20 protein-coding genes and 1 pseudogene are annotated in these 25,711 nt (G+C 54.0%); 9 read left to right on the top strand and 12 right to left on the bottom strand.

What is annotated here, in order from left to right:
• Positions 1-95: 95 nt before the first annotated feature.
• The 6 genes from Q4E40_RS19560 to Q4E40_RS19535 all read right to left on the bottom strand — a co-directional run bounded on the left by Q4E40_RS19560 (position 96) and on the right by Q4E40_RS19535 (position 5,624).
• On the bottom strand, positions 96-560 hold the full coding sequence (locus Q4E40_RS19560) for a hypothetical protein (RefSeq protein WP_303414739.1): 465 nt from the start codon (positions 558-560) through the stop codon (positions 96-98).
• 39 nt (positions 561-599) lie between these two features.
• Positions 600-1,709, bottom strand: coding sequence for a hypothetical protein (locus Q4E40_RS19555; RefSeq protein ID WP_303414737.1), 1,110 nt, complete (start codon positions 1,707-1,709; stop codon positions 600-602).
• 92 nt (positions 1,710-1,801) lie between these two features.
• Positions 1,802-2,593: an FRG domain-containing protein gene (locus Q4E40_RS19550; RefSeq protein ID WP_303414735.1), complete on the bottom strand. Its 792-nt coding sequence runs from the start codon at positions 2,591-2,593 to the stop codon at positions 1,802-1,804.
• A gap of 191 nt (positions 2,594-2,784) precedes the next feature.
• Positions 2,785-3,846, bottom strand: coding sequence for a PA0069 family radical SAM protein (locus tag Q4E40_RS19545; RefSeq protein WP_303414732.1), 1,062 nt, complete (start codon positions 3,844-3,846; stop codon positions 2,785-2,787).
• A gap of 40 nt (positions 3,847-3,886) precedes the next feature.
• Positions 3,887-5,161, bottom strand: coding sequence for a Y-family DNA polymerase (locus Q4E40_RS19540; RefSeq protein WP_303414729.1), 1,275 nt, complete (start codon positions 5,159-5,161; stop codon positions 3,887-3,889).
• Positions 5,154-5,624: a LexA family protein gene (locus Q4E40_RS19535; protein ID WP_303414726.1), complete on the bottom strand. Its 471-nt coding sequence runs from the start codon at positions 5,622-5,624 to the stop codon at positions 5,154-5,156. Before Q4E40_RS19535 ends, Q4E40_RS19540 begins: the two co-directional genes overlap by 8 nt.
• 319 nt (positions 5,625-5,943) lie before the next feature.
• Between Q4E40_RS19535 and Q4E40_RS19530 the strand changes: the two genes are divergently transcribed.
• Complete coding sequence (locus tag Q4E40_RS19530) at positions 5,944-6,732, top strand: zinc metalloprotease (protein WP_303414723.1); 789 nt, start codon at positions 5,944-5,946, stop codon at positions 6,730-6,732.
• Positions 6,733-6,917: 185 nt separating this feature from the next.
• Positions 6,918-8,165 (top strand): pyridoxal phosphate-dependent aminotransferase, encoded by a 1,248-nt coding sequence (locus Q4E40_RS19525; protein ID WP_303414720.1) that lies wholly within the window; start codon positions 6,918-6,920, stop codon positions 8,163-8,165.
• Positions 8,166-8,294: 129 nt separating this feature from the next.
• Here Q4E40_RS19525 and Q4E40_RS19520 read toward each other — a convergent pair whose 3' ends face one another.
• A complete protein-coding gene (locus tag Q4E40_RS19520; protein ID WP_303414718.1) occupies positions 8,295-9,545 on the bottom strand; it encodes a pyridoxal phosphate-dependent decarboxylase family protein in 1,251 nt (416 codons plus the stop codon).
• 314 nt (positions 9,546-9,859) lie between these two features.
• Between Q4E40_RS19520 and Q4E40_RS19515 the strand changes: the two genes are divergently transcribed.
• The 5 genes and pseudogenes from Q4E40_RS19515 (at position 9,860) to Q4E40_RS19495 (ending at position 13,879) form a co-directional block, all read left to right on the top strand.
• Entirely contained in the window at positions 9,860-10,069 is a 210-nt protein-coding gene (locus Q4E40_RS19515) for a hypothetical protein (RefSeq protein WP_303414716.1), read from the top strand.
• Positions 10,070-10,220: 151 nt separating this feature from the next.
• The gene (locus Q4E40_RS19510) at positions 10,221-10,892 is read left to right on the top strand and encodes a carbonic anhydrase family protein (protein WP_303414715.1); all 672 of its coding nucleotides are present in this window, start codon (positions 10,221-10,223) and stop codon (positions 10,890-10,892) included.
• Positions 10,867-11,547: a TetR/AcrR family transcriptional regulator gene (locus Q4E40_RS19505; RefSeq protein WP_303414712.1), complete on the top strand. Its 681-nt coding sequence runs from the start codon at positions 10,867-10,869 to the stop codon at positions 11,545-11,547. Before Q4E40_RS19510 ends, Q4E40_RS19505 begins: the two co-directional genes overlap by 26 nt.
• Positions 11,548-11,692: 145 nt before the next feature.
• Complete coding sequence (locus Q4E40_RS19500; RefSeq protein ID WP_303414709.1) at positions 11,693-12,709, top strand: NADP-dependent oxidoreductase; 1,017 nt, start codon at positions 11,693-11,695, stop codon at positions 12,707-12,709.
• Positions 12,710-12,726: 17 nt separating this feature from the next.
• Positions 12,727-13,879 (top strand): annotated as a pseudogene (locus Q4E40_RS19495) (iron-containing alcohol dehydrogenase).
• A gap of 83 nt (positions 13,880-13,962) precedes the next feature.
• Here the strand turns inward: Q4E40_RS19495 and Q4E40_RS19490 are convergent.
• Positions 13,963-14,322, bottom strand: coding sequence for an STAS domain-containing protein (locus Q4E40_RS19490; RefSeq protein ID WP_303414707.1), 360 nt, complete (start codon positions 14,320-14,322; stop codon positions 13,963-13,965).
• A gap of 425 nt (positions 14,323-14,747) precedes the next feature.
• Here Q4E40_RS19490 and Q4E40_RS19485 point away from each other — a divergent pair, with 425 nt between their 5' ends.
• Entirely contained in the window at positions 14,748-20,558 is a 5,811-nt protein-coding gene (locus tag Q4E40_RS19485) for a carboxypeptidase-like regulatory domain-containing protein (RefSeq protein ID WP_303414705.1), read from the top strand.
• A 365-nt stretch (positions 20,559-20,923) separates the two neighbouring features.
• A complete protein-coding gene (locus tag Q4E40_RS19480) occupies positions 20,924-21,169 on the top strand; it encodes a hypothetical protein (RefSeq protein WP_007652719.1) in 246 nt (81 codons plus the stop codon).
• A gap of 631 nt (positions 21,170-21,800) precedes the next feature.
• On the opposite strand, the gene Q4E40_RS19475 is transcribed toward Q4E40_RS19480, so the two are convergent.
• The 4 genes from Q4E40_RS19475 to Q4E40_RS19460 all read right to left on the bottom strand — a co-directional run bounded on the left by Q4E40_RS19475 (position 21,801) and on the right by Q4E40_RS19460 (position 25,675).
• On the bottom strand, positions 21,801-23,156 hold the full coding sequence (locus Q4E40_RS19475) for a 4Fe-4S binding protein (RefSeq protein ID WP_303414701.1): 1,356 nt from the start codon (positions 23,154-23,156) through the stop codon (positions 21,801-21,803).
• 15 nt (positions 23,157-23,171) lie between these two features.
• Complete coding sequence (locus Q4E40_RS19470) at positions 23,172-24,551, bottom strand: NAD(P)/FAD-dependent oxidoreductase (protein ID WP_303414698.1); 1,380 nt, start codon at positions 24,549-24,551, stop codon at positions 23,172-23,174.
• A gap of 146 nt (positions 24,552-24,697) precedes the next feature.
• Positions 24,698-24,943 (bottom strand): hypothetical protein, encoded by a 246-nt coding sequence (locus tag Q4E40_RS19465; RefSeq protein ID WP_303414696.1) that lies wholly within the window; start codon positions 24,941-24,943, stop codon positions 24,698-24,700.
• A 63-nt stretch (positions 24,944-25,006) separates the two neighbouring features.
• Positions 25,007-25,675 carry a hypothetical protein gene (locus Q4E40_RS19460; RefSeq protein ID WP_303414694.1) on the bottom strand — a complete coding sequence of 223 codons (669 nt, stop codon included), beginning with the start codon at positions 25,673-25,675 and terminating at the stop codon, positions 25,007-25,009.
• Positions 25,676-25,711: the final 36 nt, after the last annotated feature.

Genomic DNA, 25,711 nt, shown 5'->3' with positions numbered 1-25,711 from the left:
TGTCGGCTATACCTGTCGGCTATACCTGTCGGCTATACCTGTCGGCTATACCTGTCGGCTATACCTGTCGGCTATACACAAAAGCTGGGTAGTTGTTATTTGTTGCAATTTTCCCACTCCTTTTTGGTAAACCCTTTAGTGCCGAATAAACTACCAGCCCCAAAATTACTATCCCCAATATCTACTAATTCTCCTCGAAAGTCACTTCCAATAATAAATATGACTCTCAATCCAAAGACTGTTCTAATCTCCAAAGAATTATTAGGGGAGTTAAGGACAACCTCATTGATGAAATGATTGTCCTTAAATGTATCGTCTATTCCTGTTAATACAATTTCTTTTACTCCGTGTAACCTGATTAAGGATGTTTTGCCACCAAGGGTGGTGCTTGACCAAAATAAGAATCTCTTTCTTTTTACATTCTCAAAGCACCGTCTCTCCAGTTTAAGCTCAATAGGACTATGTATATTCAGCTTTTTAAGGTCATTATACTCAACGCTAGCGTCGAAGATTAGGTGGTTTAGGCTTTCTAAATCCTGTAAGTCAATTTGGTACACCATTTACTTCACTTTTATCACCACTTACCTGTCGGCTATACCCTACTGATACTGAATATACAGCGGTTTCGGGTCTAGCTTGAGAATCTCCTCAGGTGTCATCAAGCGGGAGTTGTTGCGGGTGTCGTTCTTGTAAAACACCTTGAAGCCCGTGAACTGCACCGGCTCCTTGACAATAAAGCGGCGATACGTGTCTCTTTTAAGCGCCGGCGGCCCCCAGCCATCCATGTGCATCACCACCTGCACTTCCGGTCTTAACTCAATGTCCTGCGAGTTCTGGATCATGCGCTGCGTGAAGCGGTGCACGATCAGCAGTTTAGGTGGCAGGTTATGCTCTTTGGTAATGTCAGCCAGCAGTCCGGTGGCGTAGTTGATGTCCTCGGCATCGAAGCTGCCGATCTTTTTGCCGGGCACTTCGCCGTCCTTCATGGCAAACTCGGCGTCTATGCCCAGGTGCACGTTCGGTAGCTTCAGAAATTGCGTTAGGCGGGGGAGTTCCTCAGGTAGCGTGCTGCGACCCACCTGCACATCCAGAAACACAATAGCATCCCGCTTACTGGCCATCTCCAGCACATCCTCAATCATTTTGTCGGTCATGCGCAGGCGGTATTTGTCGCCACGGCCCGGGTGGCCCTGTGCGGTCACCACGATGGCGTGCAGGGCAGGCTGCACCGGTGTCAGCGAGTCAGCCTTTGTCCAGTTCGCGACTTCCTCGTCCAGGCGACTGAGCATTTCCTCAACCGGATACTCGCCCAGTATGCCCATACGCTTCGACAGCGGGTTGCCATAATAGGCCAGTATACGCTTGTGCGGCAGGATGGCGCCTGGCAGTGGTTCAGGGCCCGGGTATACGGCGGGTGCTTCAGGAACTGCGGCAGGAGCAACAGTTGGTGACTGCGCGGCCAGCGTGTCCGAAGAGGCCGTGCTCGTGCTATCGGTTGGCTGTGCCGTTATAGTATAGTCTTCCGTAGTGGCAGGCAAGGGGGCTGAGCGAACTTCTTTGTCCTGGGTGCAGGAAGTGGTGCCGAGCAGCAGCGTAGCCGCCAGTACGGCAGCGGCGGGTTTCAGGCGTTTTTTTAGATAGTGAGAAGGTAAGTGGTTCAGCATAAAGCGTTTGATCGCTTCATGTGTACGGGGTAAAAAGAAGGTCATGATCAGGTATAGGTATTCTTTGTAAATAGTCTATTAAAGTATAGATATTTCGTGAGAATTCACCGCTTGAGCCTCCTTTTTTAGTAAAAAACTTATTCGTGGGTGTAGTGGCGCTTCAGCCATTGGCTCAGGCCCTGCAGTCCCGGGAAGAGCACCCGCTCCGTGATATTGGCCTGGTCCAGCTTGTCCCGGATCTCCCATTTCAGCCCGGCCGGAATGATGACCTTGAAGTACAGTTCTGGATGCTGCTCCAGCCATTGGCTCATGTTGGCCTGCGCATTCGACATCAGCGAAAAGAGGGCATACTGGTGCACAATGCGCTCATCCAGCGACGGCGGCTCCAGAAACACCACAAATTCCTCGGGCTGCAGCAAAGACAGTTCTTTGAGGGATGAACAGACAGGTTGCAGTATCTCGGGCGTAAACACATTGGAACCTTCCTCCTTGATGGCAGTCTGGAGTTTGAGCGGCAAGAAGTCGTTGGCCTTGACATAGTCCACGCACCAGATAGCGCCATCTTCGTGGTAGCTGTCCAGGTTTTGGGTGGCGAAGTGCAGCGCTACGTAGGGGGAGTAGGTCCAGTCCAGCAGGCGGGTTGGGAGACCGTGGTGCTGCGCCACGGCCAACCAGTTCCAGACGGAGTCGCCGGGCGCGGCATTGCTGTGTGCGTACTTCCGGAAGTTTCGCAAAATGTGGGGCTCCAGTTCGTAGTAGCGGCTCCCGAGTCGGGTCAGACTGGTGCTCAGGTCATACCCTTTGCTCCAGCTGCCGCGGTATACGTAGGAGGAGCGAAAGCGCTTGATGTTCTCGTTCCAGCTATGGTCGAACAAAGCAGACTGCACCTCAGCCCAGCTGTTTACAATAATCTCGTTTCCGTGTTCCATGCAATCGTTTTGCTGTCTTGAAATAGCAGGCGGCGGGGTGTCGTAAGCGTATACCTGACTGGTGGTTTAAATGTTATACCCCTCAATAATAGCGAGGACGCATTATAATTGCAAGCACCCCGGACTATACTTTTATGGTAATTTGCTTAGCTGTCTGTCCGGTCAGCTACAGGTGATGTTATCTTTAAGTTTTAAAAGAGGTTCATCTGTATACCTGCTCTGGTACAGAAGTGGTTATAGTTGTAGGGTTTCATGCTCCGGTCGGCCATGTAGCGGTTGCGGCTCATCCGGAAAAGCTTGTTAATGGCTTCCGCAAATTTTCCCTCGCCGCGCATGCGTGTGCCGAAGCGACTGTCGCTGAGCCGGCCGCCATGACAGTCAGCAATCTGGCTGAGCACCTTGTCGGCGCGGTCGGGGAAGGCCTCCCGAATCCAGTCTTCGAAGATGGGGCCAATGCTGCCGTTGAGCCGCACAATGGTATAGGCCGCACTGCTGGCGCCCGCCTCCGCAGCGTTTTTGATAATGGTGGGGATCTCGGAGTCGTTGAGGCCGGGTATAATGGGCGCCACCATCACATTGACAGGTATACCGGCGTCCGTTAGCTGCTTCACCACTTGCAGGCGTCTGGCCCCTGTGGCGGTGCGGGGCTCCAGTTTCTGGCGCAGTTTCTCGTCGAGGGTCGTGATGCTGATGTTGACATGCACCAAATCCAGGTTATTCAGTTTTTGCAGCAGGTCGAGGTCACGGAGGATGAGGGCGTTTTTGGTGATGATGCTGACCGGGTGGCGGTATTCCAGCAGCACCTCCAGCATACGGCGGGTGAGTTGCTTCTTTGCCTCGATGGGCTGGTAGCAGTCGGTGTTGCCGGCCAGCATGATGGGCATCACCTGCCAGTTCTGGTTCTCCAGCTGGCGGGCCAGTACCTCCGGGGCGTTTTCCTTGACGATGATCTTGCGTTCGAAATCCAGGCCGGCGCCGTAGCCCCAGTACTGGTGGCTGTTGCGGGCATAGCAGTACACGCAGCCGTGCTCACAGCCCTGGTAGGGGTTCATAGAGTAGGACAGGCCCAGGTCCGGACTCTCTACTTTGTTCACAATTTTCTTGGGGTGTTCTGCGAAAAACTCGGTTTTGCTGTTGGAGAGCATAGCTTCGTCCAGCCCCTCGATGTGCGCGGCGACGTATTCCTGCTTCAGGTAGGGATTGGCGGGGTTGTACTGGGCACCACGGCCTTTTAAAAACTCTTCTGCTTTCATAGCTTTTGTTCTGCGATTGCTTTATTTTTTTCTTTGCTCGCTACCTGGTCTCAATCCACAGGAGCCCCTCAAACTGCGTGGTATAGCAGGGCGACTTCTTCTCGCATTTGAGCTGCCAGGGGCGGGTGGTACCCTGGGCGGCACAGGTGACCGTGTCGCGGCCCAAGGCACTGTTGAGTTTGTCCAGCGTTTGCATCAGGCGCTGGTGCTTGTCGCGGTCCACGGTGTCGAGCAGGCTGGTCTGTACCTGGTTTTGCGGCCGCAGCTCCGACACGATCACGCCACTCTTCTTGTAGCGGTAGCCTTCGCGGTAGAGCGCCTGTAGCGCCAGGTTGGCGTAGTGCAGCAGCTCCAGCGTGCTGTTGGTGGCCGTGGGCAGCGCAATGGTCTTGCTGTTGAAGTACTGCGCATCTGCTTCCCGAAAACGGTTGGTCTCCAGGAACACCGTAATGGCGCCCGCGCAGCTTTTCTGACGCCGCAGCTTGGCGGCGCAGCGCGAGGCATAGTTGGCCGTGGCTTCCTGCAACTGGGACAGTGTCGTGACGGGCGCGCCAAAGGAGCGGGAGGTGCAGATGTGCTGCTTATTGGGTGCTACCAGCTCCAGATCCTGGCAGGGCTCGCCGCGCAGCTCCCGCACGGTGCGCAGGCCCACCACGGTCAGGTGCTGTTTCACGAAGGCATCAGAAGCGTTGCGCAGGTCCAGGGCGGTGTGGATGCCGAAGCCGGCCAGCTTGCGGGCATAGCGCCGGCCCACGCCCCATACATCACCCACCTCGGTGCGCCGCAGGGCCTCCTGTATGTGCCGCTCGTCGGTCAGTACCAGCACCCCATCCGCCTTCTTCGATTTTTTGGAAAGCCGGTTTGCCAGCTTGGCCAGCGTCTTGGTCGGCGCCACACCCACCGATACCGGTATACCTGTCCAGGCTTTGACGGTATGGCGCATCTCCCCGGCATACTGGTTCAGGTCGCGGGCGTAGAAGTTGCCCATATCCAGGAAAGCCTCGTCAATGGAGTATATCTCCAGGTTGGGGGTGAATTGCGCCAGCGTCTGCATCACCCGTGCCGACATGTCGCCATACAAGGTGTAGTTGCTGCTGAAAACGTGCACGTTGTGCTGCGCTATCACATCTTTTACTTGAAAGGCGGGCTCCCCCATTTTGATGCCCAGGGCCTTGGCTTCGTTGGACCGCGCGATGATGCAGCCGTCGTTGTTGGAGAGCACTACAATCGGCTTGCCTTCCAGCTTTGGGTCGAAGACCCGCTCGCAGGAGGCGTAGAAGTTGTTGCAGTCCACGAGGGCGAAAAGGCTAGTCATGGCTGCCGTTCACTTTATGCAGCGACCACACCACCACGCCCCAGGGTTTAAAATCCATCTCTTCGGTGATCTCCATGGGTGGGAACAACTCATTGGCCGGTTGCAGATATTTCTTAAGTCCTTTCTGTAGGAGTCGCTTTACCGTGAACTCGCCATCCACCACACCGATGATGATGTGCCCGTGGCTAGGCTTGAGGGAGCGGTCCACTACCAGTATGTCGCCGTCGTGCAGGCGTGCGTCGCGCATCGACTCACCCCGCACCCGCAGCAGGTAAGTGGCGGTCGGGTTCCGGATCAGGACCTGCTGCAGGTTAATCTTGTCTTCCAGATAATCCTCAGCTGGCGAGGGGAACCCCGCTGCTACGTAGCTCTGGCTGATCGGGAGCTCCAACAGATCGGGTAAGTCCAGGGGCACTATCTCCAGGTGGTCGGGCAGGGTGTTCAAGGTATAGGCTTTTTCCATAGTGCTGTCTCATTCAATCTCTCTTGTGAAATATCGCTCAAATATATATAGGATTTGCTAATATGGTTATCATTTGTACTAATATTTTTAGTATTTGGTTGTGCTCCAAGGCTAGGTACCTGGAATGGCTGCCGGTAGGGATCTGGGAAGCAGCCGGTATGTGGGCAGGCAAATAGCATGGTAGTGTCTGATGAGGTGCGTTCTGTTTTGTATGATTTAGGTGAAGTGTTGCGCTCTGCGAAGAAAATGTGCTCAAGGTATAGCCATTTTGCTATTTATGCGTTTAAGTGCTGCATACTTCTTAAGTAATTCACCCTATATGTTTACAACCCTTTTAGAAAAAACCAAGAAAGTGTACCTGCTGATGGCGCTTGTGCCTGCCCTGGCTCTGACTGCCTGTGACAAGGATGAGGATGAGACAGCCAATCCCGGACGTGTGCTTAACCGGAAGGCAGTGGGAGAGAGTGCCCGCGACCTGCTATCTGCTGAGAAATACGGTAAAATTATAGTGGAACTGCAGTACGCGCAGGGGTTCGAGCCTACGGCGGCCGCTGTCAGCAACCTGCGTAGCTGGATGGAGAAATACCTGAACAAGCCTGGTGGCATCATCCTGAGGCAGGCTGCTATTCCGGCGCCCGGCAAAAACTCCTACACTGCCCAGGACCTGGCGGGCATCGAGGAAAAGTACCGCACAGAGTACACCCGGCCCGATACGATCGCGGTCTATTTCTTCTTTGCCGACAGTAAGTACGCGGAAGACACCGACAACAGCAAGGTGCTGGGGGTGGCTTACCGCAATACGTCCATGGCCCTGTTTGAGCATACGATTCGCAGCATGTCAGGAGGTATTGGGCAGCCAGACAGAACAAAGCTAGAGAGCGTTGTGATGCAGCACGAACTGGGACATATCCTGGGCCTGGTAAATGCCGGCACACCCATGCAGCAGAACCACCAGGATGCGCCACACGGCCGCCACTGCGACAACAGCAAGTGCCTGATGCACTATACCGTGGAGACGGGTGGCGTGGTGCAGAATCTGTTAGGCGGTTATACGCCGGTGTTGGATCAAAACTGTATCAACGATCTGAAAGCCAATGGTGGAAAGTGATTTTTATGAAGTATCCCTTTAAGTGACGGCTCCTGACTTATGCACAGGAGCCGTCACTGTTTTAAGGCTATAGCAACCTGCCCGCCCTGCGTTGTTCAGCTGGTAAATGTACCAGTGTTTTTTTAAGGCAACTCCTGGCTTGGAATACCGGACGAACCCTTAAATTTGAGAAAAATTAAGCGAGTATGATACAGCGCAGCACGCGGCTCGATGCGGTTCACTACGAACTGTGCGGACCCATATACGAGAAGGCGAAGGAACTGGAGTTGGAGGGGCATCGGATCACGAAGCTGAACATCGGCAATCCGGCTCCCTTTGGCTTTGACGCCCCCGGGGTGGTCACCGAAAGCATCATAAACAACCTGCGCCATGCCCAGGGCTATTCCGATCACAAAGGCATCCTGCCCGCCCGCGAAGCGATCCGGGACTACTACGCCGCCAAAGGTATAGCCGGCATCCATACGGATGATATTTCGATTGGCAACGGGGTGAGCGAGCTGATCCTGCAGGCGGTGCAGGCGCTGCTCAACAACGGTGACGAGGTACTGGTGCCTTCGCCGGACTATCCGCTCTGGACGGCAGCCGTGCGCTTCTCGGGCGGCAAAGCCGTGCACTACCTTTGCGACGAAGCCTCCGACTGGAACCCCGACCTGAACGATATCAAAAGCAAGATCACGAGCCGCACCAAAGCCATCGTCGTCATCAACCCCAACAACCCGACCGGCGCGGTATACGCTCCGGAGCTGTTGCAGGAACTGGTAGAACTGGCGGCCGCCCACAACCTGGTTCTTTTCTCGGACGAGATCTACGACAAGATCCTGTACGATGAAGTGGAATACCGCTCCACGGCTACTTTTTCAGACGAGGTGCTGACGGTTACTTTCAGCGGACTTTCCAAAAACTACCTGGCCGCCGGTTTCCGGGCGGGCTGGATGCTGGTGAGCGGCAACAAAGCCAAAGCCAGAAGCTACATCGATGGGCTGAACACGATGGCCAGTCTGCGGGTATGCAGCAACGTGCCGGCGCAGTACGGTATACAGGCGGCCCTGGAGGGCTATCAGGAGATGCAGGATCTGGTATCGCCAACCGGCAGGCTAAGGCAGCAGCGCGACATCTGCTACGAGAAACTGACCGCTATACCTGGCATCACCTGCGTGAAGCCAAAAGGCGCCTTCTACCTGTTCCCGAAAATAGATGTGAAGAAGTACGCCATTGCCGACGACCAGGCTTTCGTGCTCGATTTTCTGCAGGAGCAGCACGTGCTGCTGGTACAGGGGAGCGGGTTTAACTGGCACCAGCCCGACCACTTCCGTATCGTATACCTGCCCGAGCTACAGGAGTTGAGCCAGACCATGGACAAGCTGGCGCTGTTTCTACAGCACTACAAGGGGACAGGTATAGCCGCTCCGCGACAGCTAACAGAGTCGCTGTAGGTATAGCCGATTGGTATAAAGCAGAAAAGGCTCCTTTAGTGGGAGCCTTTTCTGCTTTATGGGGTTACCCGTCAGGTATCGCACGCACGCTGCAGGTATAGCGCGAAGCTAACTTGTTAGGTATAGCGCCTACTCTACCAAACAGGCTTCCTGCTGGTACGCTTTCAAATCCGCGAGCAGCGGGATCAGGCGGTCGATGGTCACGTGGTCCATCACCACCACTTTATACCAGTTGGCGTCGTGGTGATTATCCGGCACCAGGCCATACTTGCTGGCGATGCCCCTGTTCAGGTGCTGGCTTCGGATCGTGATGATGTTGGAGTGCGGGTTGCGGTAGTAGGCTATACCTGCCTTGTCGAGCTCAGCGGCCAGCCAGGCGGCGCGGTTGAGCAGGATTGTCGTTTTCTCCTCCCAGCCGTAGCGGCCGTAGGTCATCAGGATCATCCAGACGGCAATGGCGTTGGCGCCGGAGCGACTGCCGATCAGCGTAAAATCCTCTCCCTCCACGTAGCTGGCCTCCTTGGTGTTGGCGTGCTGCATAAAGCCCTTCCGGATCAAAAAGATGCCCGTGCCGTAGGGTGCCTGCACCATCTTGTGTGCGTCCAGCGTCACGGAAGTGATGTGCTTGTTCTGGAAGTTAAGCGTGTTGCCCGGGTTGGTGAAAGGGTAAATGAAGCCACCGAAAGCCGCATCCACATGGATCATGAACTGACAGTTGTTGGCTTCAAGTGCCGCTGCATATACATCGGCGTTATCCACTGAGCCAAACATCGTTGTCATCATGTTGGCGATCACAATAAAATGGCTTTTGCCTTTCGCTTTCTGAGCGGCGATCACCTCCTGCAGGTGGCTCTTGTCAATAGCGCGGGTATCGTCATCGACCTGCACCGTGGCGATGTCGAGGTCGAACACATTGGCGGCCTTGCTCATGGAATAGTGGCTGTCGCGGGAGCACAGAATGCAGATGCTCTCGTTGTGCACACCGTCGCGGTTGCGGAAGTAGTTGCGGTAAATCCAGATGGCCTGCAGGTTGGCCTCGGTGCCGCCGGCCGCCACATAGCCGTCGCAGCTATCGGGTTCAGCCTTCAGGATCTGCTCAGCACACAGGCCGATCAGCTCGCGCTCGATCTGGTGCGTACCCCTGAAAAAAGATTCGGAAGCGCCCAAGGTATGGCAGCCGATGTGGTTGGGGTTATGGATCAGCGCTGTCAGGAAAGGGGCGTCTTTCAGAAAAGGCGCATCCTGGTAAAATACTTTGTTGTCGAGGTGTGAGCCAGGTATACCCAGTATGTTCTCGTCATAGAAATTCACGTTCTCAGCCAGGGCATTGAAAACAATCGTCTGGATCGTGTCCTTGCTGAGTTTGTTCCACTGTTGCATACTCTTAAGCGGGGTTTAATGGTACATAACGGGACTTCGCCGGTCTGGCGGCGCCCTGTCGTAAAGGCACGCAAATATACGCCTTTCAACGGACATGCTCCCTGCGGGGCAGCGATGGTTGTCCCTTTCAGACTGCGAGTTACGAGCGTGATACCCTGAAAACAATGATATAAATCATGCCGGGACAATAAAAATCAATAAAAAAGCTGGGAACAGAAGCGATCGTGGCTTTACTTTGTAGTATTGAAGTAAAGCTATTGCAGTGGGTTGCGTACCTATACCTTCAGCAGGATGCGCTATGGTTGCCGTTAAAGATGATGTACGATACCACCCGGCGCAACTCTGTCTTCCGGCACTATTGCGGCTTTCGCGGGGTACAGTCGACACGGGCATCCGGAGTCCGCATTTGTGGGTGGTGGGTTCGTGATAAAGGACCTGCCCGCAGGTATAGCCGGAAATTGCCGGGTCGCACCCGGCCGCAGCAGAACCGGATGCGCCCAAACGGGCTGATAACGATAGCGTAGTGGCCCGCAGCAAGGGCATCCACCTGAAAATAAAGCAGGCGGCCAAAGACGAAAAACTAAGAGGGGAAGGAGTGAAGTTCTCAAAACATCCGAACTTTGCAGAGCAGGCTGCCAGAAAAATTACCCAATGATTCAAAAAACATTTAGACCCATGAGAACACAAAACAGAGAAACACAGGCAGAACTGACTCCGCAGCGCGCAAAAGAGATTCTGCTGGAAGGCAACAAGCGCTTTGTGAGTAACCTGAAAGTGAACCGCAACCTGCTGCAGCAGGTCAATGAAACGTCAGCAGATCAGTTTCCGTTTGCCATCGTGTTGAGCTGCATCGACTCGCGCACCTCGGCTGAACTGATCTTCGACCAGGGCCTGGGCGACATCTTCAGTACCCGCGTGGCCGGCAATGTGGTGAACGAAGATATACTGGGGAGCATGGAGTTTGCCTGCAAAGTGGCCGGTTCCAAACTAATCGTGGTGCTGGGGCATAGCAGGTGCGGCGCCATAAAAGGAGCCTGCGACCACATAGAAATGGGCAACCTGAGCACACTGCTGCACAAAATAGCACCAGCCGTAGACGCTGTGGCATATGAGGGTGAGAGAAGCTCTAAGAACCCCGAATTTGTAGAGAAAGTGGCCGAAACCAACGTAGTGTGGGCTATTGGTGAGATAAAGAAAAACAGCCCGATCCTACGCGAAATGATCGGAAAAGGCGAGATTGGCATTGTAGGCGGCATGTACAACGTGGAAACCGGCGTGGTGAACTTTTACGATGACGCTGAAAACCTGACGAAGACCCTTCATGAAGAACTTGCTGGCAAATATTAAGATCAAAGTAGAGGAGAAGGTATACCTCAAAGACCCGGAGGGGTCGGAGAAAGGGCGTGACATCATCAAGCACGGCATTCTCCTGATCGATGAACTGGGGCTGGAGGCCTTTACCTTCAAGAAGCTGGCCGAGCGCATCAGCAGTACGGAAGCAACCATCTACAGGTACTTTGAGAGTAAGCACATGTTGCTCTCATACCTGATCTCGTGGTACTGGAACTGGTTGGAGTACCGGCTGGTATTCGCCATCAACAACATCGGCTCGCCCGCAGACCGCCTGCGCATCGCCATCAGCATTCTATCGGGGCGCATTGAGAACGATTTGGAGTTTGAGCATGTCGACGAGGCAACGCTGCAGCGCATTGTGGTGGCGGAGTCGGCCAAAGCCTACCTCACCAAGACGGTAGACGCCAACAACAAGGAGGGATTCTACCTGAGCTACAAGCGCCTCTGCAAGCGTATAGCCGACATCATACTCGAAATCAATCCGGATTACAAGTACCCGGCCTCTCTGGTCTCCACCATAGCAGAGAGCGCGCATTACCAGAAGTTCTTTGCGCTCCACCTGCCCTCGTTAACGAACATTAACGAAAACGGCAGCGGTGGGCTGGAAGATTTCCTGACGCACATGGCGTTCAGGGCCATCGAAAAATAGGCAACAGCAGTACGCTGCCAGGAAGGATGCTATTGGCTAACGGTGCCGGTACCATCCTTTTTTCCGTTTAGGGCACTTGCTGTCAACATAACCATAACCCCTGGGGACGTTTTTGCATACACTATAGGTATAACGAACAGAGCCTATGAAAACCACGAGCATTTTATTGAAAAGTCGTCCGCAGGGCATGCCCACGGAGGATAATTTCGAGTTTAAAGAAGCAAATCTTCCCGATTTGCAGGAAGGACAGCTATTGCTGAAGTCGCTGTACGTATCGGTTGACCCCTACATGCGCGGCCGCATGAGCGATGCCAAATCCTATGTGGCGCCCTATAACCTGAACGAGCCCATAGCGGGAGGCGTGGTGGCGGAAGTAGTGGAAAGCCGCCATGACAGGTATAAGACCGGCAACGTCGTGCTGGGCAACCTTCCCTGGCAGACCTACAGTATCTCCGACGGCAAAGGCCTCAGTCCGCTCGACCCCGAACTGGCACCGCTGAGTTACCACCTGGGTATACTGGGCATGCCGGGCATGACGGCCTATTGCGGACTGCTGTACATCGGAGAGCCGAAAGAGGGAGAAACGGTGGTAGTGTCCGGTGCGGCGGGGGCAGTGGGTACCGTGGTCGGGCAGATCGCCAAACTGAAAGGCTGCCGCGTGGTAGGTATAGCCGGCTCTGACGACAAGACAGCGTATCTCACAAACGAGCTTGGTTTTGACGAGGCCATCAACTACAAAACCACTTCTGATATGCGGGAGGCTTTGGCAAGAGCCTGTCCTAATGGGATAGACATTTACTTCGACAATGTGGGCGGCGAGATTTCGGATGCCGTGTATAGCTTGTTAAACAATTTTGCGCGCATAGCGGTTTGTGGACAGATTGCACTGTACAATGCCACCTCAGTTCCGACCGGCCCGCGGGTGGAGCCTATTCTGCTCAAAAAGAAGGCCTTGATGAAAGGCTTTATTGTGAGCGACTACGCCGCCCGCTTCCCGGAAGCCGCCATAGATCTGACAAAGTGGCTAAAAGCTGGTAAATTGCAGTACGAAGAGCACATTGTAGAAGGCTTCGATCAACTGCCACAGGCCTTCTTCGGCTTGTTCAGAGGTGAGAACACAGGCAAGCAGCTTGTAAAAGTGGCGGATTATAAGACCAATTAATTACCAAGATTACGTTTATGAACAATTTCACTTTCTATAACCCGGTCAAGGTCCTGTTCGGTAAAGGACAGATCGCGGCCCTGGCCACCGAGGTACCGGCCAATACGCGTGTGCTGATGGCCTTTGGGGGCGGGAGCATCAAGAAAAACGGGGTATACGAACAGGTGATGGATGCCTTGAAGAGCCATCACGTGATAGAGTTTGGCGGCATAGAACCCAATCCGCGCTACGAAACCCTGATGAAGGCGGTAGACCTGGCCAGGCGCGAGCAAATCGATTACATCCTGGCCGTAGGCGGTGGCTCTGTCATCGACGGCGTTAAATTCATCGCGGCGGCTATCCCTTTCGAGGGTGGCGACCCCTGGAAAATCTGCTCCGAGAAGGTGCCTGTTACCAAAGCCATCCCTTTTGGTGCCGTGCTAACCTTGCCGGCCACGGGCTCTGAGATGAACTCCGGCTCTGTGATCACGCGGGAAGAAACGAAACAGAAGCTGTCGTTTGGCTCGCCGCTTACGTTCCCGAAGTTTTCCATCCTCGACCCGGAAACTACTTTTTCGCTGCCTTTGCGCCAGCTCAGCAATGGCGTTGTGGATGCCTTCACGCATGTGTTGGAGCAGTACCTGACCTACCCGGTCAATGCGCCGCTGCAGGACCGACTGGCAGAATCTATCCTGATCACGCTAAAAGAAGAGGGACCGAAAGCCTTGCAAAACCCAACCGACTACGACACGGCCGCCAACATCATGTGGTGCGCGACCATGGCGCTGAACGGTGTGATCCGGGTAGGCGTGCCAACCGACTGGGCCACCCACATGATTGGCCACGAGCTGACTGCACGGCATCGACCATGCGCGTACCCTGGCCATTGTGCTACCCTCGCTGCTGCGCTACAAGCGCGACACCAAGCGGGAAAAGCTGCTGCAGTACGGTGAGCGGGTATGGGGCATCACGCAGGGCAGTGACGAGGAGCGCCTCGAAGCTACCGTGCAGGCCACCGTCAATTTCTTCGAGTCGCTGGATATCCGCACCAAGCTCCGGGACTACGAGGTGGACAAGTCGACGATACAGGAGATTGTGAAGCGTTTTGAGGAGCGCGGCGTGAAGAACCTGGGCGAGCGGGCCGACATTCAGATACCGGATGTAGAGCAGATCCTCACCATGAGCCTGTAGCAGGTATAGGTATAAAGTCAAAAAGAAAGATCGCCACTGGTTTAGCAGCGGCGCTCTTTCTTTTTATAGCAAAGCGAGTGGGCTTAGGCGGCGAGTTGCGCCCTTGTTTCTTTTTCTACCTCCTCAAAAGACTTAGCCTTTTCGAAAAGTGAATCGAGGCGGAGAAGGCGGAATAGGCGCTCGGTGGTAGCATTCATGTCGCAGAGTACCACCTTTACATCATGTTTTCGGATCTTAAGCAGTTCGCTTACAAAAGAACAGATGCTGCTATTGGTCAGGTGCAGGCGGTCTACGTGCGAGCAGTCAATCCAGAGTTCTTTCTTATGATCAGTTGGCGCCTCAGCGATAGCCTGGCGGACTTGATCGAGCGCTTGCTGTTTCACAAGGTCTTTTACAAATATGATATGGCGATTCTGGTGCGAGGTGTGGTTGGTAATTTCCATGGCGACGTCCCTAAAAAAGATTTAACATAGATAAAGGCAGGTGCTTTAAGAGCAGGTGTACCCTTTATTAAATACTATATAACTAAAAATATACTACTGGATGAATATTGTATTTTTAGAGTACGGGGTAATTAGTATATAGTTATTTAGTTTTCAATAAAATTAGTTAATGCATTAGAATAATGATTTTTGTTGTTGGTCCACACGTTGGTGTTTATAAAAAGGTATTCATTTAATTGAATTATACCAACACTATCCCATAGATAAGCTTTGCTGTTAAAGTGAAATAATGGCGAGAATGCATTGGCTGCGGGGATTTTTAAGAGCTTGTGAAATCTTCGCTTCGTGTTACAAAGACTGAATGAGCAGGAAGGAGCAGAAATATACTATTTTTAGTATATTGATAAGGAATTGATTCCGCCGCTATGCTAAAACAACTACTGCTGCTATTCATCTTCCTGCTTTCAGTGCCCGCTTTCCCGCAGGGGCGCCTTGCCAAGTCCCAGCTGCGCAGCCCATATACCTACATCTACCAAATCTCTGATGAGCAGGCCCTGAAGATGTATGAAAAAGGACCGGAGGTGGTGAAAAGCAGCTTTTTCCATACCGTGGTTGATTCATTTGCGCTTGGCAAGACCTACACAAAGCCGCTGCCACAGGGTCACTACCTGTACATGCACGCCCAGGGACCTGACCTGGTGTACTGGCTGGAGACAAAAAGCAAATGGCAGGCGAAGCTCCTGCACCTGCAACCGGAACTCGCCCTGCTGGTGCACGACAGCCTGGGGCAACTGGTGACGGATGCGCAGGTGATGGCCGGCAAGAAGCGTGTGCCGTTCGATAGCAAAACAAACACTTACAGACTGAAGAATGGACCCAAGAAGGGGATTGTCAGTGTCAGCCACCAGGGCCATACTTTTTATGAGGAGCTTGCCCCGCAGCACGAACTTTACAAACCAAAGTGGTGGCAACGGCTGATCAACACCTGGCCCATTTATTATACCTGGCGCCCATTTCGGGATGTTTACAGAACCATTAGCTGGGGAGAACCGCAAGGGTGGATCCGCAGTGTGGCCTCTGTTTTTGATGAGGATCTTCGTCGCGAGAAACCTGACAAGTACAAGGGGTATCTGGTCACCAACAAACCGCTCTACCGGCCGGGCGACACCGTCCGGTATAAGGCCTATGTGGTGAACGAAAACGGCAGGCCGGTGCCGTACAAGGCGCAGCTGGTGCTGAATGGCTATAATATCAGGCGCAAGAAACTGGGGGAGCTCGAACCTTACCGCAAGGGAGCTTACGAAGGCTGGTTTGTGCTGCACGACAGCCTGAACCTGCGGCTGGACGCCACCTATAACTTGTTTTTAGAAAGAAAAAATAAGCGGGAGGATGTGCTGGTGCGTCACTCGTTCACCTACGAAGACTATGAACTGAAGGAAAACAAGTACACCCTGCGGCTGGCGCGCGAAGAGCACCAGGCCGGTGTGGAGAACCAACTGCACGTGCGCGGCACGGATGCCAACGGCCTCAACCTGCTCGATGCCCGGGTGGAGGTAGTGGTGCTCACCCGGCAGGTATTCGGGTCGCGGGAGCAGCAGGTGTTTGTGCCGGACACACTCTGGAAGCACCGTCAGCCGCTGGAGTCTGCCGGTGAAACGAGCATTACCATCCCAGCTTCGGCTTTCCCGAAGGCCTCTCTGCGCTACCAGGTCAGGGCTGATTTCCTGAACAGCAGCAACGAGCGCAGCTTCCAGTCCAGTGAGGCCAGCTATACCTATATGCCGGGGCAGCTGAAACTCACGCTCTCGCGAGATAGTCTGCTGGCCCGGTATCTGGAAGGTGACAGGCCCATCCCGCAAAAGGTGCAGCTGGTCGCCGTAGACGCAAAAGGCAATAAAGTGCTGGAACAGCAGGTGCAACTGCCGTACCGTATGCCGGTGAACCCCTACGTGCGCCGCTACGTTCTGCAAACCCCCGAACAGGAGGCATCCCTTGCCCTTAACCCGGAGAATGCGCAGGTGCAGGCCTATACCGAACGCAGCAACGACTCGCTCTACTTTGTGCTGGACAACCCGCGGAAGCTGCCTTACTGGTTCTTCGTGTACCGGGGCGACAAGCTGGTGGAGCAGGGCAAAGGGCAGGAGCGGGAGCTTCGCTATACCCAGGCCTTGCGCGGCGATGATCCTTATTTCGTGACCTTCCGTTACATGTGGGGTGGCGAGATCCGGTCAGATGAAAAGGTGGCACCGCACCGCAGGTATACCCTGAATCTAGAGGTGGAAGCGCCCCAGGTAGTATACCCGGGTCAGCAGAGCGACCTGACCGTGACCGTGCGCGACGCCAAAGGCAAGCCGGTGCCCAACGCCGACCTCACCGCCTATGCCATCACCTCCAAATTCACGGCGCAGGGTGTGCCCACGCTACCCTCCTGGGACAGGTATAAAGGCCGCAAGCCGTACCAGAAGCTGCGGCTGAAAAACGAAGCCAAAGCCGCCTCGCAGCTGATGGACTGGCAGGTATGGAGCCGCCGCATGGGGCTGGACAGTATCGCCTACTACGATTTCCTATACCCTAAGCAGGGCATTTTTACAGAGTACAGCCTTTCCCGCGACAGCCTCACGCAGTTTTCGCCTTTTGTGGTGGACTCCGGCAGGGTGGTGCCGGTGCATGTGATCTACCTCGACCGGGTGCCGGTGTACTTCTCCGGAACGGACGTGGTGCCGGCCTACTCTTTTGCGGCCGACAGTGGCTACCATGCCATCGTGATGCGCACAGCCGACAAACTGATCACCCTCGACAGCGTATACCTGCGGCCTTACCACAAACTGGTGCTGAGCGCTGACCTTACCCAGGCTGCTGTGCCCTATGCAAAGGAAGCTGAACGGGAAAACTACCTTTCGGCCCGGGAGCGCAACAACCTGCACGGCTACCTGCTGCAGGTGGAGCAGAATTTCGGCAGCGACCTGGCTTACCTGAAGCAGGGTCGGCGGGTGCTGCACATGCAGGATAACCCTTCCCAAAACAACTATTATTACTCCTCTAAAAGAGCTTTGCTGGCAGGTCCCTTCTCACCGGGCTATCTGCAATTTACCAGGTATAGCAAGTTCAACACCACCTTCGAACTGGAGGCAGGCTACAACTATACCTTTGAGCGGGAACTCCTTAAAATGCGGGAGCGCAAACTCTTGCCTGAGCACGTTCACCTCGGAGCCTGGAACAAAAAGGTGCGAAACCCGGTGCCGCTTCACGACAAAGCACTAACCGAACAGCACCTGCAGAAGGAGTGGGACGAACTGCAAAGGCAGTTCTGGCTGCAGAAGGCTTTGGGCAATAATCCACGCTACGAAGAATACCTCCCCAAAGGCCGGGTTGGCTGGCGACTGGACAGCGCCTTTACGCAGATGCCCGCCATTGCCGTGCTGCACAAGGCTGGTCACCCCGACTCCGCCCGTCTCTACAGCGGCAATACGCTGCTGGTGACAGGTATACCGGTTGGCAACTACCGGTTAGCGCTGCTGTTTCCGGACAGCAACTATGTAGCCACCGACCTGCGTGTGCAGGCAAACGGGCAGGTGCAGCTATACCTGCAGCCAAATGCACAGAAGCAATCGGACAGGTATAGCCAGGCGCTACAGCAACTGATCAACAGACGCATCAGGGAAGCCCAACGTGGAGTAGGTATAGAGGTGCAACAGCAGCTAATCCGACAGATGCGCAATGATAATTATACCAGCGGTCTGAACGAATACAGCACGACCGTATCAGGTATAGTCGTTGATTCAGGCTCAGGCGAGCCGCTGCCGGGCGTGGCTGTGCTGGTGAAGGGCACGCGCATCGGTACGGCTACCGATGCGAACGGCTTTTATCAGCTTGGCGTGCCTGCCAATGCCGTGCTGGTGTTCCGCTACATTGGGTATGTAACTTCAGAAATAGCTGCAGAGGGCAGAAAGGTGGTAGATACTAGTCTGCAAGTGGATATGAAACAACTTTCGGAAGTGGTGGTGGTAGGCTATGGTGCGCAGGAGAGGAAAAGTATGACATACGCTGCTGCCACTGTAGTAGAGGGGCGTGCAGCGGGTATACGCATCAGAGGCAATACCTCTGTCCAAAGCGTCCGCTCGCCGCTTATTATTGTGAACGGAGTACCTTACAGCGGCGAGCTGTCGGATTTGGATCCGGCTTTGATCGCTTCCATGAAAAAGCTGGATGCTGAGGCCGGAATGGCGATCTATGGTTCCGTAGCGGCGGGCGGTGTGATCATCATCGGCGGCAAAAGCGGGCCCGAGGGGCTCACTGCAGAGCTGCCGGTAGACGAGGCGGGTGCCATCCGCGAGAACTTCTCGGACTTCGCCTTCTGGCAGCCACGCCTGCTCACCAACCGCAAGGGCCAGGCTACTTTCCCGGTTACCTTCCCAGGCGATATTACCAGCTGGAACACCTATGTGCTGGGCATGGACGGCAAGAAGCGCACGGGCATTTTCAGCACCAGCATAAAATCATTTAAAGCCATGATGGCCACGTTGGCAATGCCGCGCTTTTTGGTGGAGGGTGACAAGACGCAGGTCATAGGCAAGACACTCAACTACCTGCCAGACTCCGCCACCGTCAGCACCCGGTTTGAAGTGGCGGGCAAGCAGGTCCGCGAACGCCAGATATTGCTGAAGCGTGCCTTTACCGATACCCTCACATTCACTGCTCCATCTGTTGCGCCAGACTCGGTGGAGGTGCTCTTTGCATTGCGATCAGCGGACGGGATGGCCGACGGCGAGCGGCGCCACATCCCGGTATACCCGAAAGGTACCCAGGAAACCACCGGCCACTTCCTGGCTTTGCACGCCGACACGACAGTAACTCTGGACTTCGACCCGGCCAAAGGCCCTGTGAAGCTGCACGCGAAAGGCAATCTGCTGGAGGTGATGCTCGAGGAGATCGACTACCTGCATCAGTACGAATACTGGTGCAGCGAGCAGGCAGCCTCCAAGTTGAAAGGGCTGCTGCTGGAAAAGCGCATACGGGAGCAGCTAGGGGAGAAGTTTGAGCACGAACGCATGGTGCGAAGGCTGGTGCGCCACCTTGAAAAAACCCAGCTGCCGGAAGGCGCCTGGACCTGGTGGCAGTCCGGCCCAGCCTATACCTGGATCACCAGCCACGTGGTAGAGGCGCTGTCGCTGGCCAAAGCGGAAGGCTACGCCCCGAGGTATGACGAGCAGAAGCTGCAGGATTTTATGGTCTACCGGCTGGAACAGGCCCGTTTCACAGACAAGCTGATGATGCTCGAGACCCTGCACAAGCTACAGGCCAAGGTCGATTATACCCGCTACGTGCAAGAGCTCTCGAAACGGGAAGGGTTGTCCTTAGAAGAACAGCTGCGCCTGACGCGTATGCGCCAGAAGCTTAAGCTGGAGGCCCCGCTCGATACGCTGCAGAAGTACAAGCAGGTGACGACGCTCGGAGGTTTGCACTGGGGCGAAAGAAGGTATAGCCTCTCTAACAACCACATCTCCAACACGCTCCTCGCCTATAACATTCTGAAAGCAACGGGCGGCCACGAACAGGAGCTAGCCAGCATTCGCGCCTATTTACTAAGTGAACGTCGCAACGGCCACTGGCGCAATACCTACGAGTCGGCCCGTATACTGGAAACGCTGCTGCCCGATCTGCTAAGTGCCAAAGATGGGGATCAGCCGCCGCTTCATAACAGCCTGCAACTGGCGGGGCCTTTGAGTCTAGAGGCCACCAATTTCCCTGTAGATACCACCTTCCTGCCGGGTCAGCCTTTGGTGGTTCGTAAAACCGGTAAGCTTCCGCTATACTTGACCGCCTACCAAACCCATTGGAACGCTAGCCCGGAGCCGGTGCAGAAAGACTTTGTGGTGAAGACCTCCTTTAATGGTATAGCGAACCAGGCCACTTTAAAAGCTGGCAAGCCGGTTGAGTTGGTGGTGGAAGTAGAGGCCAAAGCTAATGCGGATTACGTGCTGATTGAAGTGCCTATACCTGCCGGTTGCTCTTACGATGAGAAAACAGGCCGCGGACCGTACGAAGTGCACCGGGAATATTTCCGGCACAAAGTCGCCATTTTTGCCGACCGACTGCCAAAAGGCAAGCATACCTATACCATCAAACTTTTGCCACGCTACAACGGAGCCTATACGCTCAATCCGGCCAAGGCGGAGCTGATGTATTTTCCGGTGTTTTATGGGCGTACCGGGCTGAGGGATATAAGCATTAAATAGGCCAGGCAAATACGCTGCAATGGCTTGTTTTATTTTGGGAAAGGGTAAAGTTCTGTGTGACGCTCTTGTAAGGTAACTGGCTAAGGTTTAAGTCCTTGTAAATAGAAAGGGCGCTGTTAGGGCTTTATAAAAGCCTTTTTGAGGCACTGTTAATATATTGTTAAAATTATTTGTAACAATTATTGTGAATTAAATTTATGTCTCCTAAATTGCACTATGGTGTTTAAGTATAAGCACATAGTCAATTCATACCTGACAACAAAAACACACGACCTGATTTGAACTAAAAGGTGTACTTTTCGGCTTTATACCCTAAATGCTACACTCCTCGGGAAGAATCAAGACCAACATTTAACTTTTAGCCAATGTTAGATATCATCAATTTTATTGCGCTTGCCGGCATCTTTAACATCTGTTTTTTTTGGTATGCATCTACCAAAATGAAAACGAAGCCCGATCCGGTAAAGACGCTGGTTGTGTCTTTTGTATTCTCTATCCCGCTTAGCTTTTTGTTGATCGCCGTTTATACTACGATGTTGCTTTATGCGGCTAAGATCGGCGCCAGCGAAGATGCCATGTGGGAATACATGGAGCAGGAAGAATTGCAGTAGTACCTACAGGTATAGCCCCGGCTAACCTGTTCGCTTAAACGCATCGCGGGCACTTGTCAAAAGCAGGTGCCCGCGATGCGTTTAAGCTTTATTGAAGCATATGAGCTAAACGATTGGGAGATGGGTTTACTATTGTATGAAATCTGCCAAATGCCTCAGATAAGGCTACTGAGGCCTTTTCTATTAGCAAGGATTGCCCCCTTGGGAGCGTTGGCATTTTTGTTATCCTGAAGAAATCCTGGTAAAGAGGGGTCTTCTCCCCAATGCCGTTAGCTTAAGGAATTTTTAGTCATTTCGGCTGGGGTAGGGGGCCTTGTTTCGGGAGAAATCTGAGTTAGTACATAGGCTTTGGAACAATCCGGATCTCTCAATTCTTTCGAGATGACAGCTTAAGTTAACCTTTGCTTAAGTTGACGGAACTGGGCCTGCTCCCGACTATAACATGGCTTAACCTCCCTTTACCCAGGTTTCTTTACAGAATAACAGAAAGCATTGCGCTTATTTTCTTAGCATGAAACAGTTCTAACCTTTAGGAGTTGGTATTAAGAAGCAATTAATCCCTAAGCCCTCTGTCTTTCAATAGAGACGGAAAATGCAAATTCAGGTATAAGCTAGCAGCCCCCGATGGGTTCTAGCTCAAAATCCGCAGCTCGTCGCGCTTGATCATCGGAGAGCCTGCATAGCGGTCTTCGCGCGGACCGTTCTCCAGTTTCAGTACGCCACGCGGACAAACATGCGCACAAATGCCGCAGCCCACGCACGATGCCCGGATGATCGGCTCGCCCTGCTGCGCATACCAGCGCACATCGATGCCCATTTCGCAATAGGTAGAGCAGTTGCCGCAGGAGATACACTGTGCCCCATTAGTTGTGATGCGGAAACGGGAGAAATGCTTTTGCAGCAGGCCCAGGTAAGCGGCCATCGGGCAGCCAAAACGGCACCAGACCCTATTGCCCAAAAGTGGATAGAAGCCCACGCCGATTACGCCCGAAAACATCGCACCGATAAAGAAGCCATAGGTGCTGGCAAAGCCGCCCGACAAATCACCCAGTAGACGTCCTTCGCTCCAGGAGTTGATCCAAAGAAATAGCGTCGTGAGGATGACGAATCCCAGTATCGGGTAGATGATGGCCACTTCCCAGCGCCAGGCTTTGCGGCTTTTGTCCGAAAGGTGCCGGTACGGATCGCCGGCGGTTTCGGCCAGTCCGCCGCAGCCGCACACCCAGGAGCAGTACCAGCGCTTGCCATAGAAATAAGTGAGCACTGGTGTGGCCAGAAATGAGAAAACGGCTCCCCAGAACACCATGAACACGCCCAACGCTGCGCCGTCACGCACCAGGTAATCTATGGTTCCCGGAAACAGATAATCGTACTTGAGTGGCCAGAAGTAAGTGAAATAGTACTCTGGCTTATTGAGCATCAGCAACAGACCCGGCAACAGAAAGGCAAAACCTAACTGGAAAAACATGACCGAGATGGTGCGGATAATGTGGTAGCGGCTGTTACGGTACTTGAGCAAGGCGTGTACTCCCATCACGAGAATGGCCAGGGTATAGAAAGTGCCGTACAAGAACCACTGGTCGCTCGGTCTGCCACGCAGCCACTGGCTCAGGGGCTCCATGGCCTGTATCAATCCTTGCAGTGTGTCCGGAAACCAATAGAGCAACACGTAAAAACCGGTGAGTACAAAACCAATTACCCAGGCCGAAGCCCCCCGGGAAGTAGCATCCTGTTGCCAAAGCCCGTGGTTTTGTTCAGCGGATGATCTATGCAGGCGGCTTTGCCAGATGTATACCAAAGCGCCAATTGTGAAGACAATCGTTCCACCTAGCCCGGTCAAGACAGGAGAGATATAGTCAGCTCCCACAGCTGCTACCAGTATACCCAACAGCCCGATGCTGATAAGGATGAGGCCTGCCATTTTCATGGTATCCTGCGAAACAGTAGAAGAGGAGGCAGTAGGATGGGAAATAGCGGCAGTATGCATGAGTATGATCGGTAATTAACAAGAAGTAGAGTCAGAAAACAGGCTGAAACGCTTGCGCAGCTCCCACCACGTGTTTTGTTTGACGGGTGGCTGTCGGTCCGGGAAACGGGTATAGTACTGGTGCAGGAGCTCTTCTTCGTAGCGCTGGAAAAACTCGGGATCGAAGTTGACGGCCGGCAGCTCCTGCATCACCTCATGCAAGGTATAGCCTTGCTGGAGCCAGTGGTGGCACAGGTCGTGACGGTAGCGTACGCCGAGCAAATTTATACCTAGCAGCCTGGCTGTCCCCTTTTCATAGAGGAAGCGGATGGCCTTGGTCGCCGCCTCGTTCTGCCAGTACAGCGATTCGTGCTGTTCTGTGAATTGCGCAGGAACAATGCCATAGGTCTGGTATTCGATGTCGAAGAACTTGGCTGAATTGAACCAGGGCCCCCGCTCATAAGGCTTTCGATCGCCGAGCAGGGTAGAAGCCAGCACCTCGGCGTGCAGCCGGCCTGTATACCAGAGCTGCTCCATCTTGGGCTCGCCCGGAGCGGGGTTTCGGAACTGGGCGCAGTCGCTCAGAGCGTATACGCCGGGCTGGTTGGTCTCGAAAAACTCGTTTACCAGGATGCCCCGGTCGATGTCTATACCTGCACCTTTGAGGAAATCTATGTTCGGCTTTACGCCGGTGGTGATGCCCACAAACTGGCAGGGTAGCTCCTTGCCGCTGCGCGTCCGTAGACCGCGTACCCGACCAGATGCGTCAGCCAGAATCTCCTGCAGTTCTTCCTGCAACAACAGTTCGACGCCGTGCTGTTGGATGTGGTCGGTCACGAGCTGCGCCTCTTCTTTCGGGAGCACATTGTTCCAGTAGAGTTCGTCCCGGATCAGCATGGTCACGGCAATGCCGCGGCTACGGAGCATCTCGGCCATCTCCACACCAATCAGGCCGCCGCCAACAATCACAGCCGCTTGTATACCTGCTGTGTTGGCCTGCATCTGTTCCAGGTCCTGCAGCGAGACAAGACCCTGTACCCCTTTCAGCATTTGGCCGGGCCAGTCGTGGTAGGCGGCGCTGGAGCCGGTGGCCAGTACCAGTTTGTCGTAGTGCAGGGGAGCACCATTACGCAGCACCAGCTTTTTGTCGTTCGTCTCCACCCGCTCCACATAATCATGCACCAGCTCGATCTTCTGCTCCTGCCAGTACCAGTCGGCATAGGGCACAATGTCCTGAAAGCGCATGTGGCCCATGTACACATACATCAGGGCGGTGCGGGAAAAATGCAGCGGCGACTCAGACGACACCATCGTAATGCGGCAGTCGCTCCCTTGCCGCACATGCTGCGCCAGGGTAACGCCCGCAATGCCGTTGCCAATGATGACTAAGTGCTCCTGTGCTTTGATCTTCTCCATTGAAAACACCTGTGCCGACTTTTCGACTATACCTTATACCTTGCTGCAGCAGAGCAGGTATAGCCAAAGATACGAAATAAGGGCAGCCATAAAAAAAGGAAGACCAGGTCATTCCCAGCCTCCCTCTTTGTAAATCTGTTTAAATGCTAGTGGCTGCCGGCGCTACTGCCAGCATCCTGTCCGCCGTCTTCCACGCTTTTACCGCCCTGGCGTCCGCTGCTACGTGGCTCGTTGCCCGTGCTGCGACCGGCCTGGTCACTTTCCTCTGAGCGCGCAATTTGCTCTGATGAATCCTTCTTGGCGGTCGGATGGATGTTCGGCACTTTGTTGCCCTCGTTTATATTGCTTTTATTTTGATCCTTGTTCTGGTCTTTAATCTTATCTGTGTTCATCTTCAAGCTGTTTTAGTTGTCTTAAGTTTTACTCTGAATTGCCTCCAAGGTTATGGCTATACCTTAGTAGCGGTCATAATCCGGGTTGGAGGCTGTGAGGTCCGGTGGGCCGTAGCGACCCGGCTTACGCTGCTGGTGGTAATCGCTCTCGCGCCATCGTAGCTCCCCTGTAAGCGGGTTGTAACGGCGGTTGTAGTCCGGATCGGAGTTGTAGCCGCCGTCATAGCCATAGCTCAGGGAGCCGGCCATGTTGCCATAGTTCTCGCCACGGTTATACGGGAGGTGGTCGGGGCCGTAATTGATGTCGAAATTGCTGGAAGCATGATGTACGTAATCGTCCCCATAATGCGGGTTATCAAAACGAGAGCTTCCGCTGCGTTCGTTGTAGTCTGAGCGGCTGTCGCGCATACCTGCGCTGCCACCATAGCGTCCACCAAAGTTATTTTCAACTCCTTGCCGTGAACTGTCGCCGCGGTAGCTCTGCTGGTACTGGCGCTGTGTGTAGCCGTCGTTGTCCTGCAGGTTGCGGCTTCGGCGGTACACGTAGTCTCCTCCGTGGTTATCGTTGTGGCGGTCATGATTGCCCATGTCGCCCTGGCGGTTGCGGTTGTAAGTGCTGTAGTGTCCGTCTTCGTCCAGGCGGTAAGCGCCTCTGTACTGCGATTCATTCGGAAGACGGTTGTCGCGGTGACGATCCTCTGGCCTGTCCTGCCAATTATTATAGCTGTCCATAGTTTTATCTTGATTGGTACACCCTCTATAAACGCA

This window comes from Pontibacter coccineus (assembly GCF_030546575.1).
Classification (GTDB): Bacteria; Bacteroidota; Bacteroidia; order Cytophagales; family Hymenobacteraceae; genus Pontibacter; species Pontibacter coccineus.
Note: the sequence above shows the minus strand (reverse complement) of the source record. Positions and strands in the feature narration are given on the sequence as shown.